Annotated in this window: 16 protein-coding genes, 1 pseudogene and 1 other annotated feature; of the genes and pseudogenes, 4 read left to right on the top strand and 13 right to left on the bottom strand. The window is 47.9% G+C overall.

The window, feature by feature from the left end; all coding sequences use genetic code 11:
* Positions 1 to 196: 196 nt before the first annotated feature.
* From clpB to rluD, 3 genes are all read right to left on the bottom strand, one after another.
* On the bottom strand, positions 197 to 2,770 hold the full coding sequence (clpB, locus tag JK154_RS14300; RefSeq protein WP_211993226.1) for an ATP-dependent chaperone ClpB: 2,574 nt from the start codon (positions 2,768 to 2,770) through the stop codon (positions 197 to 199).
* A 130-nt stretch (positions 2,771 to 2,900) separates the two neighbouring features.
* Positions 2,901 to 3,632 (bottom strand): purine nucleoside phosphorylase YfiH, encoded by a 732-nt coding sequence (gene yfiH, locus JK154_RS14295; RefSeq protein ID WP_211993225.1) that lies wholly within the window; start codon positions 3,630 to 3,632, stop codon positions 2,901 to 2,903.
* Entirely contained in the window at positions 3,629 to 4,609 is a 981-nt protein-coding gene (gene rluD / locus JK154_RS14290) for a 23S rRNA pseudouridine(1911/1915/1917) synthase RluD (protein ID WP_211993224.1), read from the bottom strand. Before rluD ends, yfiH begins: the two co-directional genes overlap by 4 nt.
* A 132-nt stretch (positions 4,610 to 4,741) precedes the next feature.
* On the opposite strand from rluD, the gene bamD reads away from it, so the two are divergent.
* The 4 genes from bamD (at position 4,742) to pheA (ending at position 7,728) form a co-directional block, all read left to right on the top strand.
* On the top strand, positions 4,742 to 5,479 hold the full coding sequence (bamD, locus tag JK154_RS14285; protein WP_211993223.1) for an outer membrane protein assembly factor BamD: 738 nt from the start codon (positions 4,742 to 4,744) through the stop codon (positions 5,477 to 5,479).
* A gap of 483 nt (positions 5,480 to 5,962) precedes the next feature.
* A complete protein-coding gene (raiA, locus tag JK154_RS14280) occupies positions 5,963 to 6,313 on the top strand; it encodes a ribosome-associated translation inhibitor RaiA (RefSeq protein WP_211993222.1) in 351 nt (116 codons plus the stop codon).
* A 109-nt stretch (positions 6,314 to 6,422) separates the two neighbouring features.
* Positions 6,423 to 6,547, top strand: a sequence feature (Phe leader region).
* The gene (gene pheL, locus JK154_RS14275) at positions 6,424 to 6,471 is read left to right on the top strand and encodes a pheA operon leader peptide PheL (protein WP_211993236.1); all 48 of its coding nucleotides are present in this window, start codon (positions 6,424 to 6,426) and stop codon (positions 6,469 to 6,471) included. (Overlaps the previous feature by 48 nt.)
* A gap of 20 nt (positions 6,548 to 6,567) precedes the next feature.
* Positions 6,568 to 7,728, top strand: coding sequence for a bifunctional chorismate mutase/prephenate dehydratase (gene pheA, locus JK154_RS14270; RefSeq protein ID WP_211993221.1), 1,161 nt, complete (start codon positions 6,568 to 6,570; stop codon positions 7,726 to 7,728).
* Positions 7,729 to 7,921: 193 nt separating this feature from the next.
* Here pheA and tyrA read toward each other — a convergent pair whose 3' ends face one another.
* From tyrA to ffh, 10 genes and pseudogenes are all read right to left on the bottom strand, one after another.
* A complete protein-coding gene (tyrA, locus tag JK154_RS14265) occupies positions 7,922 to 9,043 on the bottom strand; it encodes a bifunctional chorismate mutase/prephenate dehydrogenase (RefSeq protein WP_211993220.1) in 1,122 nt (373 codons plus the stop codon).
* Between the two features lie 11 nt (positions 9,044 to 9,054).
* On the bottom strand, positions 9,055 to 10,125 hold the full coding sequence (gene aroF / locus JK154_RS14260) for a 3-deoxy-7-phosphoheptulonate synthase AroF (RefSeq protein WP_211993219.1): 1,071 nt from the start codon (positions 10,123 to 10,125) through the stop codon (positions 9,055 to 9,057).
* A gap of 1,129 nt (positions 10,126 to 11,254) precedes the next feature.
* The gene (locus tag JK154_RS14255; protein ID WP_211993218.1) at positions 11,255 to 12,238 is read right to left on the bottom strand and encodes a hypothetical protein; all 984 of its coding nucleotides are present in this window, start codon (positions 12,236 to 12,238) and stop codon (positions 11,255 to 11,257) included.
* A 118-nt stretch (positions 12,239 to 12,356) separates the two neighbouring features.
* Positions 12,357 to 17,081, bottom strand: coding sequence for an inverse autotransporter beta domain-containing protein (locus JK154_RS14250; protein WP_211993217.1), 4,725 nt, complete (start codon positions 17,079 to 17,081; stop codon positions 12,357 to 12,359).
* Positions 17,082 to 17,177: 96 nt separating this feature from the next.
* A complete protein-coding gene (locus JK154_RS14245) occupies positions 17,178 to 17,591 on the bottom strand; it encodes a hypothetical protein (RefSeq protein ID WP_211993216.1) in 414 nt (137 codons plus the stop codon).
* 776 nt (positions 17,592 to 18,367) lie between these two features.
* Positions 18,368 to 18,718 (bottom strand): 50S ribosomal protein L19, encoded by a 351-nt coding sequence (gene rplS / locus JK154_RS14240; RefSeq protein ID WP_211993215.1) that lies wholly within the window; start codon positions 18,716 to 18,718, stop codon positions 18,368 to 18,370.
* A gap of 43 nt (positions 18,719 to 18,761) precedes the next feature.
* A pseudogene (trmD, locus tag JK154_RS14235) lies at positions 18,762 to 19,527 on the bottom strand (tRNA (guanosine(37)-N1)-methyltransferase TrmD).
* A 46-nt stretch (positions 19,528 to 19,573) separates the two neighbouring features.
* Positions 19,574 to 20,122, bottom strand: coding sequence for a ribosome maturation factor RimM (gene rimM / locus JK154_RS14230; protein ID WP_211993213.1), 549 nt, complete (start codon positions 20,120 to 20,122; stop codon positions 19,574 to 19,576).
* An 18-nt stretch (positions 20,123 to 20,140) separates the two neighbouring features.
* Positions 20,141 to 20,389 carry a 30S ribosomal protein S16 gene (rpsP, locus tag JK154_RS14225; protein ID WP_211993212.1) on the bottom strand — a complete coding sequence of 83 codons (249 nt, stop codon included), beginning with the start codon at positions 20,387 to 20,389 and terminating at the stop codon, positions 20,141 to 20,143.
* 111 nt (positions 20,390 to 20,500) lie between these two features.
* On the bottom strand, positions 20,501 to 21,862 hold the full coding sequence (gene ffh, locus JK154_RS14220; RefSeq protein WP_211993211.1) for a signal recognition particle protein: 1,362 nt from the start codon (positions 21,860 to 21,862) through the stop codon (positions 20,501 to 20,503).
* Between the last annotated feature and the right edge of the window lie 110 nt (positions 21,863 to 21,972).

The raw sequence follows: 21,972 nt of genomic DNA, 5'->3' as shown, positions 1-21,972 counted from the left end.
CTCACTCGGCGGTTTGTAAACCGTTGTTCCGTGTCAGTGGAGGCGCATTATAGGGAGTTATTCTCAGCTGACAACCCTTATTTTAAAATAAGTTACTGAGTGCACAATTTTACATCAGGGGGAGTGAAAAATAGACTGATTACGGTCAATGATGAACCAAAAGAGCCGATAACGGCTCTTTTGGTCTCTGTTGTGATTACTGGACGGCAACAATTTGGTCATCTTTTACTGACAGCTTGATCGTTTTTCCAGGGATAAGCTCCCCTGAAAGAATTTGCTGAGCTAATGGATTCTCAATTTGCTGCTGAATAGCTCGTTTCAATGGGCGAGCACCATATACTGGGTCAAAACCATTAACACTCAAGAGTTTCAAGGCATCATCAGTTATCTCAACATCATAGCCTCGCTCTTCCAGCCGCTGATAAAGGCGTTGCAGCTGAATTTGCGCAATCGACGCAATATGACGCTCACCCAATGGGTGGAAGACCACAACCTCATCAATACGGTTAATAAATTCCGGGCGAAAGTTTTGGTTCACCACGCTAAGGACCAGATCTTTCATATGGCTATAATCTAAATCCCCAAAACGTTCCTGGATCAGATCTGAACCAAGGTTCGAGGTCATTATTACCACTGTGTTACGAAAATCGACCGTGCGCCCCTGTCCATCTGTTAAACGGCCGTCATCAAGAACTTGCAGTAAGATGTTAAACACATCAGGGTGTGCTTTTTCTACTTCATCTAACAAAATGACAGAATAAGGACGGCGGCGAACCGCTTCAGTTAAATACCCTCCTTCTTCATAGCCTACATAACCCGGAGGGGCACCCACGAGTCTTGAGACGCTGTGTTTTTCCATAAACTCAGACATATCAATACGAACCATGGCATCATCACTGTCGAACATAAAGTTAGCCAGCGCTTTACATAACTCTGTCTTACCTACCCCAGTCGGCCCCAGGAACAGGAAAGAGCCTATTGGACGGTTAGGATCAGATAATCCCGCACGACTACGACGAATCGCATTCGATACCGCTTCTACTGCTTCATCCTGACCAATTACACGCTCGTGAAGTTGCTGCTCCATGCGTAGCAATTTCTCACGCTCACCTTCGAGCATTCTTGCCACAGGTATCCCCGTCCAGCGAGCCAGGACTTCAGCAATCTCAGCATCCGTGACGCGATTACGTAGCAAACGCATTGACTTGCCTTCATTCTGCGTAGCCGCTGCGAGCTGTTTCTCAAGCTCAGGTATCTCACCATATTGCAATTCAGACATGCGGGCTAAGTCACCGACGCGACGCGCCTGGTCAATGGCAATTTTCGCCTGCTCCAGTTCCGTTTTGATGGTCTGAGTACCCGACAAAGAAGCTTTCTCAGCTTTCCATTCCTCTTCAAGTACCGAATAGTCACGTTCTTTTTGATCTAACTCTTCATTCAGCATACTCAAACGTTTTTGGCTGGCTTCATCTGACTCTTTTCTCAATGCCTGCTGTTCCAGCTTCAACTGAATAATACGTCTGTCCAGACGATCGAGTTCTTCAGGTTTTGAGTCAATCTGCATCCGAATGCTGGATGCGGCTTCATCTATCAAGTCGATAGCCTTATCGGGTAACTGACGGTCGGCAATATACCGATGTGATAAGGTGGCCGCTGCAACAATTGCCGGATCGGTAATTTGTACATGGTGATGCAGCTCATAACGCTCTTTCAGACCACGTAAAATAGCAATGGTATCCTCCACCGATGGTTCGGCGACGAACACTTTCTGGAACCGGCGCTCTAACGCAGCATCTTTCTCTATGTATTGACGATATTCGTCGAGTGTCGTTGCTCCAACGCAGTGTAATTCGCCGCGAGCCAATGCAGGCTTCAGCATATTACCGGCATCCATTGCACCGTCACCTTTACCCGCCCCTACCATGGTATGCAATTCATCAATAAACAGGATGACGTTACCTTCCTGTTTAGAAAGATCGTTGAGAACACCTTTTAAACGTTCTTCAAACTCACCACGGTATTTAGCACCTGCGACCAACGCTCCCATATCGAGTGCCAGCACCCGCCGGCCTTTTAGCCCTTCGGGAACTTCACCATTGATAATGCGTTGTGCCAGGCCTTCCACGATGGCCGTTTTACCCACACCAGGCTCACCGATCAGTACTGGGTTATTTTTGGTACGTCGTTGTAATACCTGGATTGTACGGCGGATCTCTTCATCACGGCCGATCACCGGATCAAGTTTTCCTTGCTCCGCGCGTTCGGTTAAATCCACCGTGTATTTTTTTAATGCTTGACGTTGATCTTCAGCACTCTGGTCGTTCACGCTTTCGCCTCCACGCATCTGCTCTATTGCAGCAGTCACATTTGCAAGTGTCGCTCCCGCTGATTTCAGCAGGTCAGTCAGAGTGCCACGAGATTCCAGAACAGCGAGAACAAAGAGCTCTGACGAAATAAAATTATCATTTCTTTTTTGTGCCAGTTTGTCGCACAGGTTCAGTACCCTGACCAAATCCTGCGAGGGCTGAACATCTCCCCCGGTTCCTTCTACTTGAGGTAAACGGCTTAAAGCCTGATCAATAGCCGTACGAACTTGCCCGGTATTAATCCCGGCGGAGGTCAGTAGAGGTTGCACCGATCCCCCTTCCTGTTTGAGCAAAGCGCTCATCAGGTGAAGCGGTTCAATAAATTGATTGTCGTTACCCAAGGCAAGGGACTGGGCATCGGCTAAGGCAAGCTGGAATTTATTAGTAAGGCGATCCAGACGCATAATTCCTCCCAAAGAATAGGTAAAATTTGCTACTGGAGAGTAAATGAGGTCATAGCTCATTTATTCAAGGATTATGACCTAAAAATATACGTGACTCGACAAACCAGGGACGAGTGCAGGGATAAAGAGGCTATTTCAGCCAAATGAAACTGGCCATTCGCCCCGTTGTTCCTTCGCGCCGATAAGAGAAGAAATCATCTGGCTCGCTCCAGGTACAACGACCGCCACCATATACCCGGGTTACCCCGGCATTCTCCAGGCGCTGACGAGCAAGCTGGTAAATATCAGCATAGTATTTTTTACCAGAAATGCGAAAAGCACTGACCGCTTTTTTATCTTTAACCATAAAAGCATCACGAACTTCAGGGCCCACTTCAAATGCCGCCGGACCAATAGCCGGCCCGAGCCATGCCATAATGTTAGTAGGCTGGTCACGAAAGCAGGCCACCGTCTCTTCGAGGATACCTGCACATAAGCCGCGCCAGCCAGCATGTGCAGCCGCCACTTCTGTTCCCGCCACGTTACAAAACAATACCGGAAGACAGTCTGCCGTCATAACCGCACAAACGTTACCCGGAGTGTCGCTGTAGCTAGCATCGGCTCGTTTGCCAAGAGAGAGATTCCCCTCAAGCTTTAATACTGTTTTACCATGAACTTGCTCAAGCCAGACAGGCGGAGATGGCAAGTCTGCCTGGGCAGACAATAATCGGCGATTTTCAGCCACATGTTCAGGATTATCCCCACAATGGGCCCCAAGGTTGAGTGAGTCATAAGGAGATATACTCACCCCACCTTTACGTGTAGAGCTGCAAGCCGCAGCCCCTTCAGGAAGGGGCCAATGGGGAATAATCAATTCTGTCATAGCCAGTCCAGTTGATCTTTATAGAGTTCCGCATCCTCACGCATAGCATCAATAAGATCAACCATATCCTGAGGAATAGGCGCATGCCATTCCATCAAGATGCCACTGACAGGGTGATAAAGACGCAGCATAGTCGCATGTAAAGCCTGGCGATCGAACTTCCGCAGTTCCTGAATAAAAGCGTCTGAAGCACCTTTTGGTGGACGTGGACGTCCACCATACAGCTGGTCTCCAACTAACGGATGGTCAATATGGGCCATGTGAACACGAATCTGGTGAGTACGCCCGGTTTCAAGACGCAGACGCAAGCGGGTATGAATTCTGAAATGTTCCATAATTCGATAGTGAGTTACGGCGGGTTTACCCATCGGATGTACCGCCATATGGGTGCGCTTGGTCGGGTGACGACTAATCGGTTGCTCCACTGTGCCTCCTCCGGTCATGTGTCCAATTGCAACCGCTTCATATTCACGCGTAATTTCACGCAGCTGTAAAGACTCAACCAAACGCGTTTGTGCTGGTACTGTTTTTGCCACCACCATGAGGCCAGTGGTGTCTTTATCCAGGCGGTGAACAATACCTGCCCGTGGAACATCAACAATCGGTGGATAATAATGCAACAATGCGTTCAGTATTGTGCCATCTGGGTTACCGGCTCCAGGGTGAACGACTAAATCGCGCGGTTTATTAATTACCAGGATATCTTCGTCTTCATAAACAATATTCAGAGGAATATCCTGAGGTTCCCAGCGGATTTCCTCTTCAATTTCAGCATCAATAGTGACACACTCGCCACCTAATACTTTTTCTTTGGGTTTGTCGATGACAACCCCATTCACGGTGACTCTTTTATCGAGAATCCACTCTTTTATACGAGAACGTGAATAATCCGGGAACATTTCGGCCAAAGCTTGATCTAAGCGTTGACCCAGTTGAGATTCTGATACTGTTGCTGAGAGTTGTACTAGTTGTGCCATAGACAGCTTCTTTCGTTAACCTTGGGTTTTACGGCTAATGCCGTTTAATATAATGTGCTATTGTAGCTGGTCTTTATCGGGAGCCGAAACACTGACTCTCGGAAATAACATTACTTAGGAAAGTCAAACGTCATGACGCGCATGAAATATCTGGTGGCAGCTGCCACGTTGAGCCTGGCTTTGGCTGGTTGCTCCAGTTCCAAGGATGAGGTTCCTGATAGCCCGCCTTCTGAAATCTATGCGACAGCCCAACAAAAGTTGCAGGACGGTAACTTTAAAGCAGCGATAACGCAACTAGAAGCGCTGGATAACCGTTATCCGTTCGGCCCGTATTCTCAGCAAGTGCAGCTAGACCTTATCTACGCTTACTATAAAAATGCCGATCTCGGATTGGCTCAAGCCGCTATCGATCGCTTTATCCGCCTCAACCCAACCCAGCAGAACATCGATTATGTACTCTATATGCGTGGCCTGACGGACATGGCATTGGACGATAGCGCGCTACAGGGGTTCTTTGGCGTGGATCGTTCCGACAGAGATCCACAACACGCACGTGATGCCTTTAATGACTTCTCTAAATTGGTTCGCAGCTATCCTAATAGCCAGTATGCACCTGATGCTGCTAAACGCATGCTATTCTTAAAAGACCGTTTAGCGAAGTTTCAGCTTGCTGTTGCACAATTTTACACCAAACGCGGTGCATGGGTAGCGGTTGTTAATCGTGTCGACGGTATGTTACGTGACTATCCAGATACTCAAGCCACACGTGATGCTCTTCCGTTAATGGAAAATGCTTACCGTCAGATGCAGCTGATAAACGAAGCAGATAAAGTTGCGAAAATTATCGCGGCGAATAGCAAACAAACATAAAGCCAGTCCCGGCATGCACGTTTAAACATCAACACCCGCCACAATATGCGGCGGGTGTTGATGATTTCTGCGATGCAGTCTATCACAGTCCTGAAGCTGATCCGAATTCGCCCACTCACTTTTAGCTTTATTGCCCCCCTTCGTTCCTGAATACGATAAAGACCCTTTTAGATTGTTCATCATCCCCCCGAGATCCAAATATTGGTGTCAAAATGGTGAAGTGATGAATGATTAACCTGCTGTTTTAAAATTATTTTATAACTTATTACTGCGGAAATAATCAGCACACAGGCATTACTGAATGTTTTCAACTATGCTCATTAACTGTCATGGCGACAGATAAACGGCATAAAGATTATGCCCTGCTTCACAAACTGAACGTATTGACAAAAAACGACAAAAATATTTGACTTTAATCACGCTTTTTGACTTTAGAGCAGGTATGCTGAAGTGACCAAGACGGGAAAGATAAGAGGTAACTTTATGACAATGAATATTACCAGTAAACATATGGAAATTACTCCAGCCATTCTGCAACACGTCAAAGAACGTTTAGCGAAACTGGATAAGTGGCAAACACATCTTATTAACCCGCATATTGTTTTATCCAAAGAGCCGAAGGGTTTTGTTGCTGATGCAACAATCAATACGCCAAATGGCCAGCTGGTCGCCAGTGCCCACCACGAAGATATGTATACGGCTATCAATGAGCTAATTAACAAGCTCGAGCGACAACTGAATAAACTACAACACAAAGGTGAAGCTCGCCGTGCATCAGGCTCAGTGAAAGATGCATCTTTAGCTGAAGCGGAAACAGAAGCTGAAGAAGAGTAAGTTCTTCCCTCTTCATAAATAAGATAAACGCGCTGGAAAGCGCGTTTTTTGTTGACAGTATGAAAACATAGCGGGTAGTTTAATCACTGAACTTCACTGGAAATTCAACAATGAAACTTAACCTGTTTTTCTTCGCATTCTTTTTTACGTTTCCCTGATGAGGAGGCGTTCCGTCGTATGACAATGAATACGAAGATGAACAGACAAGCCTCCCAGCCGGGAGGCTTTTTTATGGACAGAGAAAAGGTAGCGTTATGACCGAAATAAATCCGTTGCTCAACCTTCGTAGCCAAATCAGCGCATTGGATGAAAAGTTATTAACTCTGTTGGCAGAGCGTCGTTCACTTGCTGTTGAAGTAGGCCGGGCAAAACTTACGACTCATCGCCCTGTCAGGGATATTGATCGTGAGCGGGATCTTCTGGAACACCTGATAGCAGTTGGGAAAACACACCATCTCGATGCTCACTACATTACGCGTCTATTCCAGCTAGTCATCGAAGATTCGGTACTCACCCAACAAGCCTTACTCCAGCAACACCTTAACAAAATAAATCCTCACTCTGCGCGTATCGCTTTCCTTGGGCCTAAAGGCTCTTACTCGCATCTGGCCGCTCGCCAGTATGCTGCTCGCCATTTTGAGCAATTTATCGAAAGTGGGTGTGCTAAATTTCAGGATATCTTCGAGCAAGTCGAAACCGGGCTCGCTGACTTAGCGGTTGTTCCTATTGAGAATACCAGCTCTGGTGCCATTAATGATGTTTATGACTTACTGCAAAACACGCACCTGTCCATTGTGGGTGAGATGACTATTCCGATCGACCACTGTGTACTGGTTTCAACCCCCACTGATATTGAAAAAATTCATACCGTCTATAGTCACCCACAGCCGTTCCAGCAATGTAGTCAGTTTATTAATCGTTATCCAAACTGGAAAATTGAATACTGCGAAAGTACGTCTGCTGCTATGGAAAAGGTAGCCGAAAGCCAGTCACCTCATGTTGCCGCCCTGGGAAGTGAAGCCGGTGGTGCCCTGTACGGCCTCCAAGTGTTAGAACGTAATCTTGCCAATCAGACACAAAATATTACCCGCTTTATTGTGCTGGCACGAAAAGCTATTGATGTTTCAGACCAAGTTCCGGCCAAGACCACACTGTTAATCGCCACTGGTCAGCAAGCCGGTGCGCTGGTTGAAGCCTTACTGGTACTACGTAATCATGGTTTGATTATGAGCAAACTGGAATCCCGCCCTATCTATGGTAACCCCTGGGAAGAGATGTTCTATCTGGATATTCAGGCTAACCTGAAAGATGCTTCCACACAGAATGCGTTACAAGAACTGAGACTGATTACCCGCTCTTTAAAAGTTCTGGGTAGCTATCCCAGTGAAAATGTCGTGCCAGTAGAGCCTGCTTAATATCGTGGGATAAGTCGCGTGGAAGAGAAGTGAAATACCTGACCGCGTTCTGCCATTGCCAACAGAAAAGGAAACAACGTTTTCCTTTTCTGTTGTACGTAATAAAAAATCGACAAACAGATTTTTGTCAGAACGTCCCTATTTTTACCAAAATAATGTCCCGTTCTTCAGGATAATCCGGAAAAAGCCTGGTCTACTGGCGGCTATCATTTGCCTGACGCAACAATACTCTGCTCTCGTTCTGAAAACGCTTCGCATAGTCGCCAAACCACTCTGCTACTTGGGTGAAACTTTCAATAAACGGCTGTTTATTGCCACTTTCCAGCAATTTAATTGCTTCACCGAAGCGCTGATAATAACGTTTAATCAGGTCAATATTACTGTCTGAATACATAATAATATCAGCATAGAGCTGCGGATCCTGGGCAAACAGACGCCCAACCATCGCCAGTTCAAGTCTATAAATCGGAGATGAAAGAGCAAGCAATTGCTCAATCTGTACATTTTCTTTCGACAAATGGAGTCCATAAGCAAAAGTAGCAAAATGACGTAGCGCCTGAATGAAGGCCATATTCTGGTCATGTTCTGTGGCACTGGTTCGATGCAATAATGCTCCCCATACCTGAATTTGTTCCAGCAACCATTGATAAGCTTCTGGCTGTCGGCCATCACAATAAACAACCACCTGTTTTGCCAGGCTACCACTATCAGGGCCAAACATGGGGTGTAAACCTAACACGGGCCCTGAATGAGCAGCCAGCATAGCCTGTAATGGACCATTTTTAACTGAGGCTACATCAACGAGGATACAATCCTCGGGCAAAGGGGGGAGTCGGGCGATCGTTTGCTCAGTAAGATGAATGGGAACACTGACCATAACCAAGCCCGCATCTTCCAGCAATACCGATGCATTATTCCAGTCATCTTTTTCCAGGATACGCACTTGGTAACCCGATAAAGTAAGCATTTTTTCAAACAGACGCCCCATCTGTCCCCCTCCACCGACAATAACTACGGGACGTAACTCAGGACGAAGCGTTTTAAAACCTTTATCATTTTCACTTGAGTAGGATTCGCGCATCACACGACGCAATACATCTTCAATCAAATCAGGAGGCACGCCTAAAGCCTGTGCCTCTTTGCGACGTGACGCCAGCATCGAAGCTTCACGTTCGGGAACATAAATTGGTAAACCATAGCGACTTTTGACTTCACCTACTTCTGCCACCAGGTTCAAACGCCTGGCCAATAAATCCAGTAATGCTTTATCTACCTCATCAATTTGATCGCGTAATACGGTCAATTCCTGCGCCATAGTAAAACCTCTTAGTCCTTACGTAGTGCCAGTACCATACTCAAATCGTTATGGATCTCGCGTAATAACTTATCTGTCGTTTCCCAGTCGATACAAGCATCAGTCACAGATACACCGTATTTCATTTCACTACGTGGCTGTTCAGATGACTGGTTACCTTCAAAGATATTACTCTCGATCATCAGACCAATAATAGAGCGATTACCGTCTTTAATCTGTGCAATAGCTGACTCAGCAACTCCAGACTGGCGACGGAAGTCTTTGTTTGAATTACCATGGCTGCAATCTATCATTAAGGCAGGACGGAGTGCTGCTTTTTGCATCTCATGTTCGCACTTGGCTACATCTTCCGGGCTGTAGTTAGGTGCTTTGCCTCCACGTAAGATCACATGCCCGTCCGGGTTGCCTTTCGTTTTTAACAAGCAAACTTGCCCCGCCTGGTTAATACCAACAAAACGATGCGGCATTGCTGCTGCTCGCATCGCGTTGATTGCAGTACCGAGGCTACCATCGGTCCCATTTTTAAAACCAACGGGCATCGATAAGCCTGACGCCATTTCACGGTGAGTCTGAGACTCCGTGGTTCGGGCTCCGATTGCGGACCAACTGAACAGATCCCCCAAGTATTGTGGGCTATTAGGATCAAGAGCTTCAGTCGCTAATGGTAATCCCAGGTTAACCAGCTCAAGCAACAGGTGGCGAGCAATTTTCAGGCCAGCCTCAACATCGAAAGAACCATCCATATGGGGATCGTTAATTAGTCCTTTCCAGCCAACAGTAGTACGAGGTTTTTCAAAGTAGACGCGCATTACAAGATACAAACTATCGCTAACTTGCTCAGAAAGTATTTTAAAACGACGAGCATAATCAATCGCAGAGTCTGGATCATGGATTGAGCAAGGTCCACAAACCACTAATAAACGCGGGTCACGACCTGCGATGATATTAGAGATAGTCTGCCGAGATAGCTCAATTTGCGCTTCTTGCTCCGCCGACAGAGGAAATTCAGCTTTCAGTTGTTCTGGCGTGATCAGTATCTGTTCATCGGAGATATGAACATTATTCAGCGCATCTTTTTGCATGATTGTCGTCCTTTATATAACTCGTTTGCGATTTTTATACTCATAGTGTCGTCTGTACACCTTACCACTACAAGTAAAGAATGCAATCCACAAATCGTAAAAAAAACATTACATAAAGAAGCGTCAATAGATTAAAACGGGGTAAAAGACAACCAAATCGTAAACCAAACGTTACACTCAATAAGAATCGGCTTTTGATAGCAATGCGTTTTTTGATTAATTAATAACGGGTGTTATGGAAATCAACATGAAGATATATACCTTCCAGGCCTCCTGAAATGAGACCACTATTATCCGATGCGTTCTTTGCGAACGATAATTTTTTATAAACTGGCTTAACTGCAAAGCTGCAAGATGTGTTTAGCCAGCTCCAGGACAGGCCATATTTATATCCCTTATTGAGGGCATTTTATTCAATAATGAAGGGGGGAATACCCTGGAGGAAAATGGAAGTGAATGATCTTAAAAATTTAAATAACCTGTGAATAAACCTGTCCACTTGAAAAACCACGTCCTGAAGTCCACGTTGAGGAACATGCCATAAAGATGTTCCTCACACAACGATCCATCTGAGAAAAAATCAACCTACTCAGGCAGATGCATTATTGATTACAGCCTGTATGAACATGTCATTACCGCACACCATATTCTTAAGCGGCAGGCTGGCATGAAATGAAGTCATGCACGATACGCCCCTGAAATTTTAACCCTGTCCACTGTTGGCTGGATCATGAATAATGTTATCATCGGCCTGGCGCTCAGGCTTTAACCATAAATATTTATCACCCACATATTACCTGTGAAGTTTCAACCCCAAGCATGACCGAGGCCTGGCACGGCAGCCGTTATCTGCAGCATTGTTTTTCCTGCTGGACTGTTCAGAGCAACATACCCAGGGCAGACAGTTCCCTGAGCTATCTAGCCAGTCGAATTAATCTGGCAACAGGGCGATTCATCAGGCTGTTGGTTGATTCGTCAATGAGTCGCCATGCCCTGATATTAAAATTGGCGGCGGCGACTCCAGCATGCCTGGTTTCCCGGGCTTAGATCAGGAATACCAGCCGAACATAAGCAAAAATACCGTCCACAATGAAACGGTCCTGCAGGCAGCTGGATATAAATAACATTGTTATTTGTTTCCATAAATGACTGGCTGAATATTGAACTTAACTGCAGCGTTAACCTCAGTTTTTTCATCCTGAGCCACTGGCACCATCTTAAAAGATACGGTTGCTTGACTATTTGAGAGTGATAGCGGGAATCCATTTTCACCATACGTATACTCACCGTTATCATTATATAGACCAATACCTATTGAACTTACATCTGATTTAAAAAATCGAGGATCAGATTTATATGCTTCACCTGAAAAGGATAAATTCAAATCAAGTTCAGATACATCCTTAGTACAGGAGATAGTAAACGAAACAACGCCCATGCTATCGGTATTATTGACCAGCTCACTTAATGATTGATTTTTTATAGACTCACTAAACGGTAAGCCAGACACGTCACAAACTTTATCGACCTCTAATGAGGATGCATTAAAATGTACAATGGAAAGAGGTTCTGAATTATACGCATCAGAATACCCTTCATACCTTGAATATAGATAAACATAAAATTCAGGTATCGGAATAACCCCTTGCAAAATAGATTTTCTAATTAATATTTCAACTTTCCCTGAAGAACCCGATGTTACTGACGTTGATGCTTTAGGTATTTCAGCGGCTTTATTTGAAACATCAGTAAAAGGTACCTGAACATCTCCTGAATTATATACTTTTATATAAGACCTAACCTTCACAAAGTCATTGAGTGTGATATACCCATCACTATCAGCTTGCTCCCCTCCCCCATACACTGCCTTATAAAGGGTGGGTTTTTTCTCAGTCTGACCACTAGTAGGCACATCACATGTTGCAGAGTAGTTTCCTTGATTACTAAAATCAATGGGATAAACAGTTCCAACCGATGGGTAAACCTCGGACGTTGAATCTAACTTTATTTGATGCTCAAAACTACTCGTACATGTATATGTATATGCCAGAGCCTCCGCTGGGGAAATAAAAGCATAGAGGCACAAAAATGGGAGTATGTGAAATTTACGCATTTTAATATCATCTCTTTTAAAAAGGGTTAAAGCCCCGCCTTAACCCTCACTAAAACCAATTAACCCATTGATATCTTGCAGAGGAAATATGATTCCCCTGCAAGATCATTCATCACGCTTAGTTAGTGAAATTAATTATAAGATCGATTGTCTCAGGTGAGAAATAAGTAGCGACAGCCGTTGAAGAGGCATCACTGCTCTCCGTTGATTTTGCTGTGATGCTGACCTCACCAGAAATACTACTGAATATTGAGAAATCAATATTACCATTACTATCAGACCTTACCACTGTACCTCCAGAGCTCAAAGATACACCACTCGGTAAAGTTAACTTAATACTGGCATCAGATATTACATTCCCATAATTATCAGTTATCTGGCCCTGAATAACATTCAAATCCTTATTGTTTGCTATCACTAACTTATCATTATTAACCCAATTTAAGACGATATGGGTCTCAGTCTTATTTGCAGTAATGGCGTAGGCCGCCGACTCAGAAGCAGCATCCCAGGCAGAGAGCTGCAGCGACGCTTTCAGGTTGCTGCCGACGGTCGTGGCCGTATAAGTACGCTCGTAGGTCCCGTCCAGGTTGTCCGTCCAGCTGCTGCCTGACTTCACGGAGGCACTCGGCACGGTGGTGCCCGCCTCTACTGCGTTCACCTCACCAACAACGCCATTGCCCTGCGCATCCCTGAGGGTCACCGTGACCGTCATGTCCGCACCGGCCACATAACTGGTGGCATTGGTGGCGATGGTGCCGCCCGTCTGTACCGGTGCCCCCTGGGTGATGGCGTAGGCCGCCGACTCGGAAGCCGTGGTCCAGCCGTTCAGCTGCAGCGAGGCTTTCAGGTCGCTGCCGACGGTCGTCGCCGTGTAGGTACGCTCGTAGTTACCCTCACTTGTTTCCGTCCAGCTGCTGCCCGGATTCGTGGTGGCATGCTGCACGGTGGTGGTGTCTGCCAGGGAGTCTGCCGCGCCGGTCACGCCGTTGCCTTCCGCATCCTTGAGGATCACCGTGACGGTCATCTCCGCCCCGGCCACATAAGTGGTGGCATTGGTGGTGATGGTGCCGCCCGTCTGTACCGGTGCCCCCTGGGTGATGGCGTAGGCCGCCGACTGAGACTCGGCACTCCAGCTGCTCAACTGCAATGAGGCTTTCAGATCGGATCCCACGGTACTGGCTGTGTAGGTACGCTCGTAACTACCGTCATGGTTGTCTTTCCAGCTGGCGGACTTCACTGTGGTATTCGGCACCTTGGTGGTCGCCTCCAGTGCACTTGCCTCACCGGTCACCGCGTTGCCCTGTGCGTCCCTCAGTGTCACCGTGACCACCATTTCCGCCCCGGCGGTGTAGCGGGTCATATCAGTGACAATGCCTGAGCCAGCCGGGATCGCCGCACCAGCGGTGATCCCGTAGACCGCCGAGGTTTTATCTGCCCCATCAATCGACAGGGTTGCCCTCAACCCCGTACCGACGGTTTTCGCCACATAAATCCCGGTGTATGTGCCCGGATTATCTGCAGCCTCAGCCCAGTCGGAGGTCGACACGGCTTCTGCATTGTCGACGCTCACCATGCCTGCAAGTGTGGCACTGTCCAGCCCCTTCACCGGGTTTGGTGTGGTATTGCCGTCCTTCAGCGTTACCGTCACCGTGATATTGTCCCCTGATACGTAACTGTCACTGTTGCGCGTGATGGAGGAATTAACCAGCACCGGGGCTCCCGCCTCAATGCTGTAGGCCGCGGATCGGTTATCCCCATCAGAGACGGTCAGAATCGCGGTTAAATTCTCCCCCGCAAGCCGTGCCACATAAGTGCCGGTATAGCTTCCCGTGATCCCCGTCTCGGCCCAGTTGTTCGCGGTGCCTGCATCGGCATTGGGCACGGTGACCATGCCATTCAGCCGGGCACTGTCCAGCCCGGTTACCGCATTCTGTTTCTGATCTTTCAGTACCACCGTGACCCGTATTTCCCCGCCTGAGGTATAGGTCGTCTTGTCCGTCGCAATTGTTGAGCTGGCCCTGACAGGCTGCCCTACACCAAAACTTACCCGGGTACTCTGGCTGCTGCCGTTGAGGGAGGCGGTCACTTCTGACATGCCCGCCCGGTCACTGGTCAGGGTGGCCAGGATCGTTCCTTCCTGACCGGTTGTCCCACTGGCGGCAATCAGTGCACCATTGCCGGCTGACAGCGATACAACCGCCCCGTTCACCAAGTTGTTGTAGTCATCCCTCACCGTCACCCGGACACTGTTCATGGCCGTGCCATCGGCCTCGGCATTGTTATCAACCACCTCGATGCTGTCCACTACCGCCTGACGGATATTGGCGATAATGTTGTATGGATTCGATGACGTGCTCCAGCCCGTCAGACTGAGCGTCGCCGTCTGGTTTTCACTCATGGTGTTTGCCACATACAGCCGGGTGTAAGTCCCCGGGGATCGTGTATCCTCCGTCCAGCCGCCCGTCGCTTTGACCGAGGCATGGGGGACCGTGACCGCGCCACTGGTGAGCATCCCGGCCTGTCCGGTGATGGCGTTATTCTGTGCATCACTCAGCACCACGCTCACCGTCATATCATCCCCCGCAGTATAGTCACTCCTGTCGGTCCTGATACTGGACGTGTCCTGTGCCGGCCGGCCTACACCGAAGGTCACGGAGGCCTCTTTCTGGCTGCCGTTCAGCGAGGCCGTGACGGTTGACGTGCCGGATTTCGTATTCGTCAGCCCCGCGGTTGCACGGCCCTGCTCATCCGTGGTGACCACGGAGGCTATCCGGGCCCCGTTACTGGCGGTTAAATACACATCAGCCCCGCTAATCGGGTTGCCGAATTTATCCTCAACCGTCATCAGGACGCTGTTCGTGGCCTCCCCGTCGGCTGTCGCATTGTCATCCACCACCACCAGGGTGGCCACTTCCGCTGTCGCAACATCGGCAGTGAAAGAGACCCGTCCCGAGTTTGAGTTACCGTTGTCCATCGTGGCCGTCACCGTACCCTGCCCGGCCACCGTGCTGAACAACAGTGCCGAGGCTTTGCCGTCAGCGCCAGTGGTGAGGGTTATCTGACGGCTGTCGGTCAGACTGCCGTCAGGCTGGCTGAGGGTTGTCCCCGGACGCCCGGCGGCATCAACCAGCCCGGTCACACTGAAGGTCAGTGACTGACTGGCCAGCGGGGCCCCCTTGCCGTCCGTCACAAGTGCCGTGATGGTGTATCCCCTGCTCGCGTTGACGGTTAAGACCCTGCCATCCGGAGAAATGGTGAGGCTGCTGACGGTATTTTCAGAAGGAATCACGCCGATGACGGTCTCTGCCGTGTTCGACTGATTGCCGTGATTATCGGTGGCAATGGCGCTGATGGTGTAATTCTGTGCTGCACTGGCGCGCTGGCCAAACACATAGGCCGGCAGTGTCACCCGCAGCTCAGTGGGCGATACCTGCTGATAACGGCCGCCGCGTGCGGTCAGCAACGGGTCAACGTCCCAACTGACACTTTTCAGCCCATATTTAGCTTTTGATACCGTCAGGGTAACCGGCACGGTCTCTGCTGCCTGGGCGGTTGTTGTCGCAGGCAACGAAATGGTTATCAATTCCTGTTTACGGTACTGCATCACGATGTTGTAGTTACGATCAACAAAGTCATACTTGCTGCCCACCAGGCTGCGCATCAGACCAACTGCATCGGGATCGATTTGTCGCAACCAGGGCACGCCAAAGCGATAGGTGAAATCCACGCCGACATTGGTGGCGTTGGAGTCTCCAACAGAACGCTTGGCTGAGAGCGTCATCAGCGGGAACGGTGTATAATCAATCCCGGCGGTGACCACCACCGGGCTGTCCTTGAGCGAGTCCGGACTGGCGCTTTCAGCCATCGACACGCCTTTGCCAAAATACTGCTCATACTTGAGACTGCCGCCGAGATTTGGCCAGGACGGCAGGTAGGCATTCGCCCGCAAATCAAAGCCGTTGGCAGGGCGCTCATCGTAATCTTCCATGCTGCCAAGTTTGGACTGATGCCAGTTGGTCTGGCGGAGATAACCGTTGGCCGCCAGTTTTAAATAGTCCGTCCAGGCCTCGGTGCCGACACCGATACGTTTGTTTTCCCCGGTATAATCATAGTCATAGAAACCGTTGATACCCAGCATCCAGTCATTAATATACTGGCGGTAGCCAACCCCCAGGTTAACGGTATTGCGGTCTTGATTGGTACGCATCCCCAACTGAGAGAACACCAGGCTCTGGTCTGTTTCAGCCAGGGGAAGCAGCAGGTCACCGGATAAGTTTTTATGGTTCCCCAGTGATACCTTGGCGTTCCCGTACTGGTTAAGCCACTCATTAACCTGTTGATTAATCAGGCCTTCCCCGATGCTCCGTGCATAATTAATTGTGGCATCGGTGGTGTTATCCTGGGATAACAGTGAGCCCATTTGTGAGGCCCCTGAGGCAAGTCTATGTTCCTGAGCATCGTTGCCAGCCCCTTGTGGCAAGGCTGACGTAGTCTCAGCAGATGATGCTTGTGGCGAGGAAAGCGATGGCAGCCCGGTGACAGCAGGGGAGGACACCGGGTCAGGTGCTTGCACATGAAAGTAATCGCTAAAATCCCGCGTGGGTACAGTGGCATCTGACTGAATACTGGGGGACACACTAGGCACGTTGGGTTGAGGTGAGGTCTGTGCCGGTGTCGCGTCATTCAGAATGAGTGCGTTAAGTCCCTGAATCGTACTTTGCATATCAGCAGGTTCGCTGGCGCGGGCTATCACAGGAAGCAATGATAACCCCGGCGTCAACAATTGTAGCCAGATAAGCAGGTAGGCAATACTCTTACGCAAGCGCAATTTAGAGAACATAACAGTCACTCATTCCATTGAAATAAAAATACTTAGCAAGAGACAATGGCTACATCATCTCTCTTCATCCCAGTCTAAGTTTTAAAGCTTGAATTTCTAGATTTTGCTTAGGTCATTAATTTTTTGCTGAATAACCTGGAATCCGGCGTAGTTAACTTCTGAACACAGCGTATTCAGCTTCATATCCAGCGTATTGGTATAAACACGCTTGGCATCACCATTCATGATGTTTTTATTGGTATTCAGGAAGTTATAACCATCACCGATCTGGATATAGTCACGGGAATACTTCTGATATTTACTGTCACCTGCCTGACGCAGGAAATTGAAATGGTCGACACAGGGGTTATTGCTCGATACCACCGAATTGACGGGTACAATACGGCTATTATTTTGAGCATAACTGATGGCAGGAGCCGGGCTGGATTTGGTTGCAGGACCTTTAATCGCACTGGACGAACACCCTGCTAAAAAAACCACAGATAAAATAGCAACTGAACGAAATATCATATCAACTCCATGTATAGATATAAAAAATGGGGAAATGTCATAAGCGAGATAGATGGTTTTTTATTTCCATCAAACCCACACATTGTCAATTAATAACTTATAGATTCAGCATGTCATTCACGTATGTGTATGACTACATAAGATTTAATAGGCCGTTATATGACTTATCATTTAAATGAGGCATATATTCCTTGATATTTCTATCTAATACCTTTCAGATCCATAAAGGGGTGTGGCGTGCAGACTCTTACCCCACTTTAGGACAAGTATACATGATGTACCGAATTAAGAAAATTGATCGAACTCAACTGTACAATAAAAATCCGCATATTAATGAGCGTATCCTAAAAGTTGGATAGCGTACAAGCTTGATCTCCAATGTTTAGGATATAGTCCATTATGAATAAATTTCTTTCCAGCTTCAGTCGTACTTCATGCCAGCGCCTTTTTTTCAGCAAAATAGACTGGCAAACAACAATAACGGGGAGTGGGCAATCGCTCATAGTGTGCAGTGTCAGCGGATCAGTAAACTGCATTATCCACGATACTAATCAGAGTCTGGCTCGATATTCAGGCGTCCGGGCAGTACAAACCAATGTACTGACTGCCAGTAATGGAAATAAGGATTTGTATTTTCTGTAAATATATTACAGACAGACCCCAAAAATGAAAATCACGTTTATAGGAAACTATTTCCGATTAAAAATAAAAGAAGGGCTAGCCATTGGCTAACCCTTTGTTTTATTTCACGCTTTGGATGCAGCGTGAGGCTGGTCTTATGCGCCCAGACGCTCTTTGATACGCGCAGACTTACCAGTACGCTCACGCAGATAGTACAGTTTAGCTTGACGAACAGCACCGCGACGTTTGACAGCAATGCTGTCAATTACTGGTGAGTGAGTCTGGAATACACGCTCAACACCTTCGCCGTTGGAAATTTTACGAACAGTGAATGCAGAGTGCAGACCGCGGTTACGAATAGCGATAACCACGCCCTCAAATGCCTGCAGACGTTTTTTAGAACCTTCAACGACCCATACTTTTACTTCCACGGAATCACCCGGACGGAATGAAGGTATGTTCTGTTTCATCTGCTCTTGTTCAAGTTGCTTAATAATGTTGCTCATAATTTAATCTCTTATCCTGGGTAAACTGATGTATTGGGTGGCCTTAGCCATACCCATCATGTTTATGTTGCTTTAACATGTTCCTGCTGGAACTCTGCCAGCAACCTTACTTGCTCTTCAGTCAGAGCCAGGTTTTCCAGAAGTTCAGGTCTTCTAAGCCAGGTGCGACCCAGTGACTGTTTCAGACGCCAACGGCGAATCTCTGCATGATTTCCTGACAACAATACTGCCGGTACTTCCATGCCATCTAACACTTCAGGGCGGGTGTAGTGTGGACAATCCAGCAACCCGTCAGCAAACGAATCTTCGCTGGCTGATGCTGCATGCCCCAGAACTCCGGGTATAAACCGGGAAACTGAGTCAATCAGCGTCATTGCTGGTAACTCTCCACCACTAAGAACGTAATCACCAATTGACCATTCTTCATCAATTTCAGACTGAATTACGCGCTCATCAATCCCTTCGTAACGGCCACAAACCAGAATTAACTTCTCATTCGTTGCCAGTTCACTGACGCCGGCTTGATCAAGCTTGCGCCCCTGAGGTGAGAGGTAGATAACCTTAGCCCCTTCCCCTGCCACAGATCTGGCTGCATGGATAGCTTCCCGCAACGGGTTCACCATCATCAACATTCCCGGGCCACCACCATATGGACGGTCGTCCACGGTGTGATGCCGGTCGTATGTAAAGTCACGAGGACTCCAGAACTGAATGTTGAGCAGGCCATTTTTTACTGCCCGGCCAGTTACCCCGTAATCAGTAATTGCACTAAACATCTCAGGAAACAGGCTAACTACACCAATAAACACAAGCCAATCCCCATCATGCGAACGATTACCGTTATATTTCGGAGGTTTAAAAACCAGGATCCCAATCTACTTCAATGGTCTGAGTAGCGAGATCGACTTTCTTGATAACCTGCCCATCGAGGAACGGAACCAACCGCTCCTTGATACCAAAAGCATCTTTCAGGTTTGCCTTAATGACCATGACGTCATTGGAGCCGGTTTCCATCATATCGATGACTTTACCGAGCTGATATCCTTCAGTGGTGACAACCTGGCAACCCATAAGGTCTTTCCAGTAATAGTCGCCTTCTTCAAGACTGGGCAATTGCGCAGAATCGACGACAATTTCACAATTGGTCAGAAGATTCGCCGCATCTCTGTCATCTACACCTTGTAGCTTGATGATCAGATCCTGATTATGGGTCTTCCAGCTTTCCAGCTGAACAGACTGCCACTGACCGCCACGCTGGATAAACCAAGGTTGGTAGTCAAAAATGCTTTCAGCGTCTTCGGTGGAGGAAAACACTCTGAGCCAACCACGGATACCATAAGAGGAGCCCATTTTACCCAATACGATGGGGTTAACAGGAACCTTTGGGGCGAGTTGTTTGCTCATCATGACCACCGTGACAGATTAAGCTGCTTTCTTAGCTTCTTTGATCAGCGCAGAAACGCGATCAGAAATAGTTGCGCCCTGGCCAACCCAGTGCTCAATGCGATCCAGATTCAGGCGTACACCTTCTTCTTTTTCATTAGCGATTGGGTTAAAGAAACCAACGCGCTCAATGAAGCGACCGTTACGTGCATTACGGCTGTCTGTAACCACAACCTGGTAGAACGGACGCTTTTTAGCGCCGTGACGAGCTAAACGAATAGTAACCATAACATCCTCTATAGTGAATAAAACACCGGGCACGTCGAGGGACGAACCCGGTGTCATATTAAAAGCCCGAAAATTTTACTCATTTCGGCGCAAAAAGCAATCTAAAACAGACTAGCGGCCTGGAAAACCAGGAGGCATCATACCTTTCATGCTTCGCATCATTTTCGCCATGCCGCCTTTTTTCATTTTTTTCATCATGCGTTGCATATCGTCAAACTGCTTCAGAAGGCGATTAACATCCTGCACCTGCATGCCAGAACCCAGCGCTATGCGGCGTTTACGAGACCCTTTAATCATATCTGGCTGGGCTCGCTCTTTTAGCGTCATCGAATTGATAATCGCTTCCATACGAACCAAAACTTTATCATCCATCTGAGACTTGACGTTATCAGGCAACTGCCCCATGCCTGGCAGCTTACTCATCATGCTGGCCATGCCACCCATATTCTTCATTTGTTTTAGCTGATCAAGGAAGTCGTTAAGGTCGAAGCCGTCACCTTTCTTCATCTTGCTGGCAAGTTTTTCCGCCTGTGCACGGTCAACTTTGCTTTCGATATCCTCAATAAGTGACAGAACATCACCCATTCCCAGGATACGAGACGCAATACGGTCCGGATGGAAAGGTTCCAGTGCATCCGTTTTCTCACCGACCCCCAGAAACTTGACGGGTTTACCCGTAATATGACGAATAGAAAGTGCCGCACCACCGCGAGCATCACCATCAACTTTAGTCAGTACTACACCGGTTAACGGCAGGGCCTCGTTGAAGGCTTTCGCCGTATTTGCCGCATCCTGACCAGTCATGGCGTCAACAACAAACAGCGTTTCGACCGGATTAATCGCGGCATGAACCTGTTTGATTTCTTCCATCATCGCTTCATCTACGTGCAAGCGTCCCGCAGTATCCACCAACAGCACATCATAAAACTTGAGTTTGGCTTCTTTCAGAGCGGCATTAACAATATCGACAGGTTTCTGTTGTGCGTCAGACGGGAAAAAATCAATTTCCACTTGTTGGGCTAGCGTTTCTAGCTGTTTAATCGCAGCCGGACGATAGACGTCAGCAGAGACGACCAGCACTTTTTTCTTCTGCTTTTCTCGCAGCAACTTACCCAGTTTAGCCACACTGGTTGTTTTACCCGCCCCTTGTAAGCCAGCCATGAGCACCACAGCAGGTGGTTGAGCAGCCAGATTCAGGCCTGTGTTCTCTTCCCCCATCGCCGATACCAGTTCAGCACGAACAATTTTGACGAACTCTTGCCCCGGCGTCAGACTTTTATTAACTTCGTGCCCTACCGCTTTTTCTTTCACGCGGTTGATGAAGTCACGGACCACAGGTAAAGCCACATCGGCTTCTAGCAGCGCCATACGTACTTCACGCAGGGTCTCTTTAACGTTTTCTTCGGTCAGTCGCCCACGGCCGCTTATATTGCGTAGAGTGCGCGACAGACGGTCTGTTAAATTATCAAACATTGTATTTTGCCTAAAGTAATCACTAAGGCCGTATCTCACGACACTAACCGGAATTTTAGCGGATTATAACATGAAGCGCCCTATGTGCTATCCAACGGTTGGAGCGGACG

The sequence above is a fragment of the Citrobacter sp. JGM124 genome (genome assembly GCF_018257795.1).
In the GTDB taxonomy this organism is placed as follows: Bacteria; Pseudomonadota; Gammaproteobacteria; order Enterobacterales; family Enterobacteriaceae; genus JGM124.
Note: the sequence above shows the minus strand (reverse complement) of the source record. Positions and strands in the feature narration are given on the sequence as shown.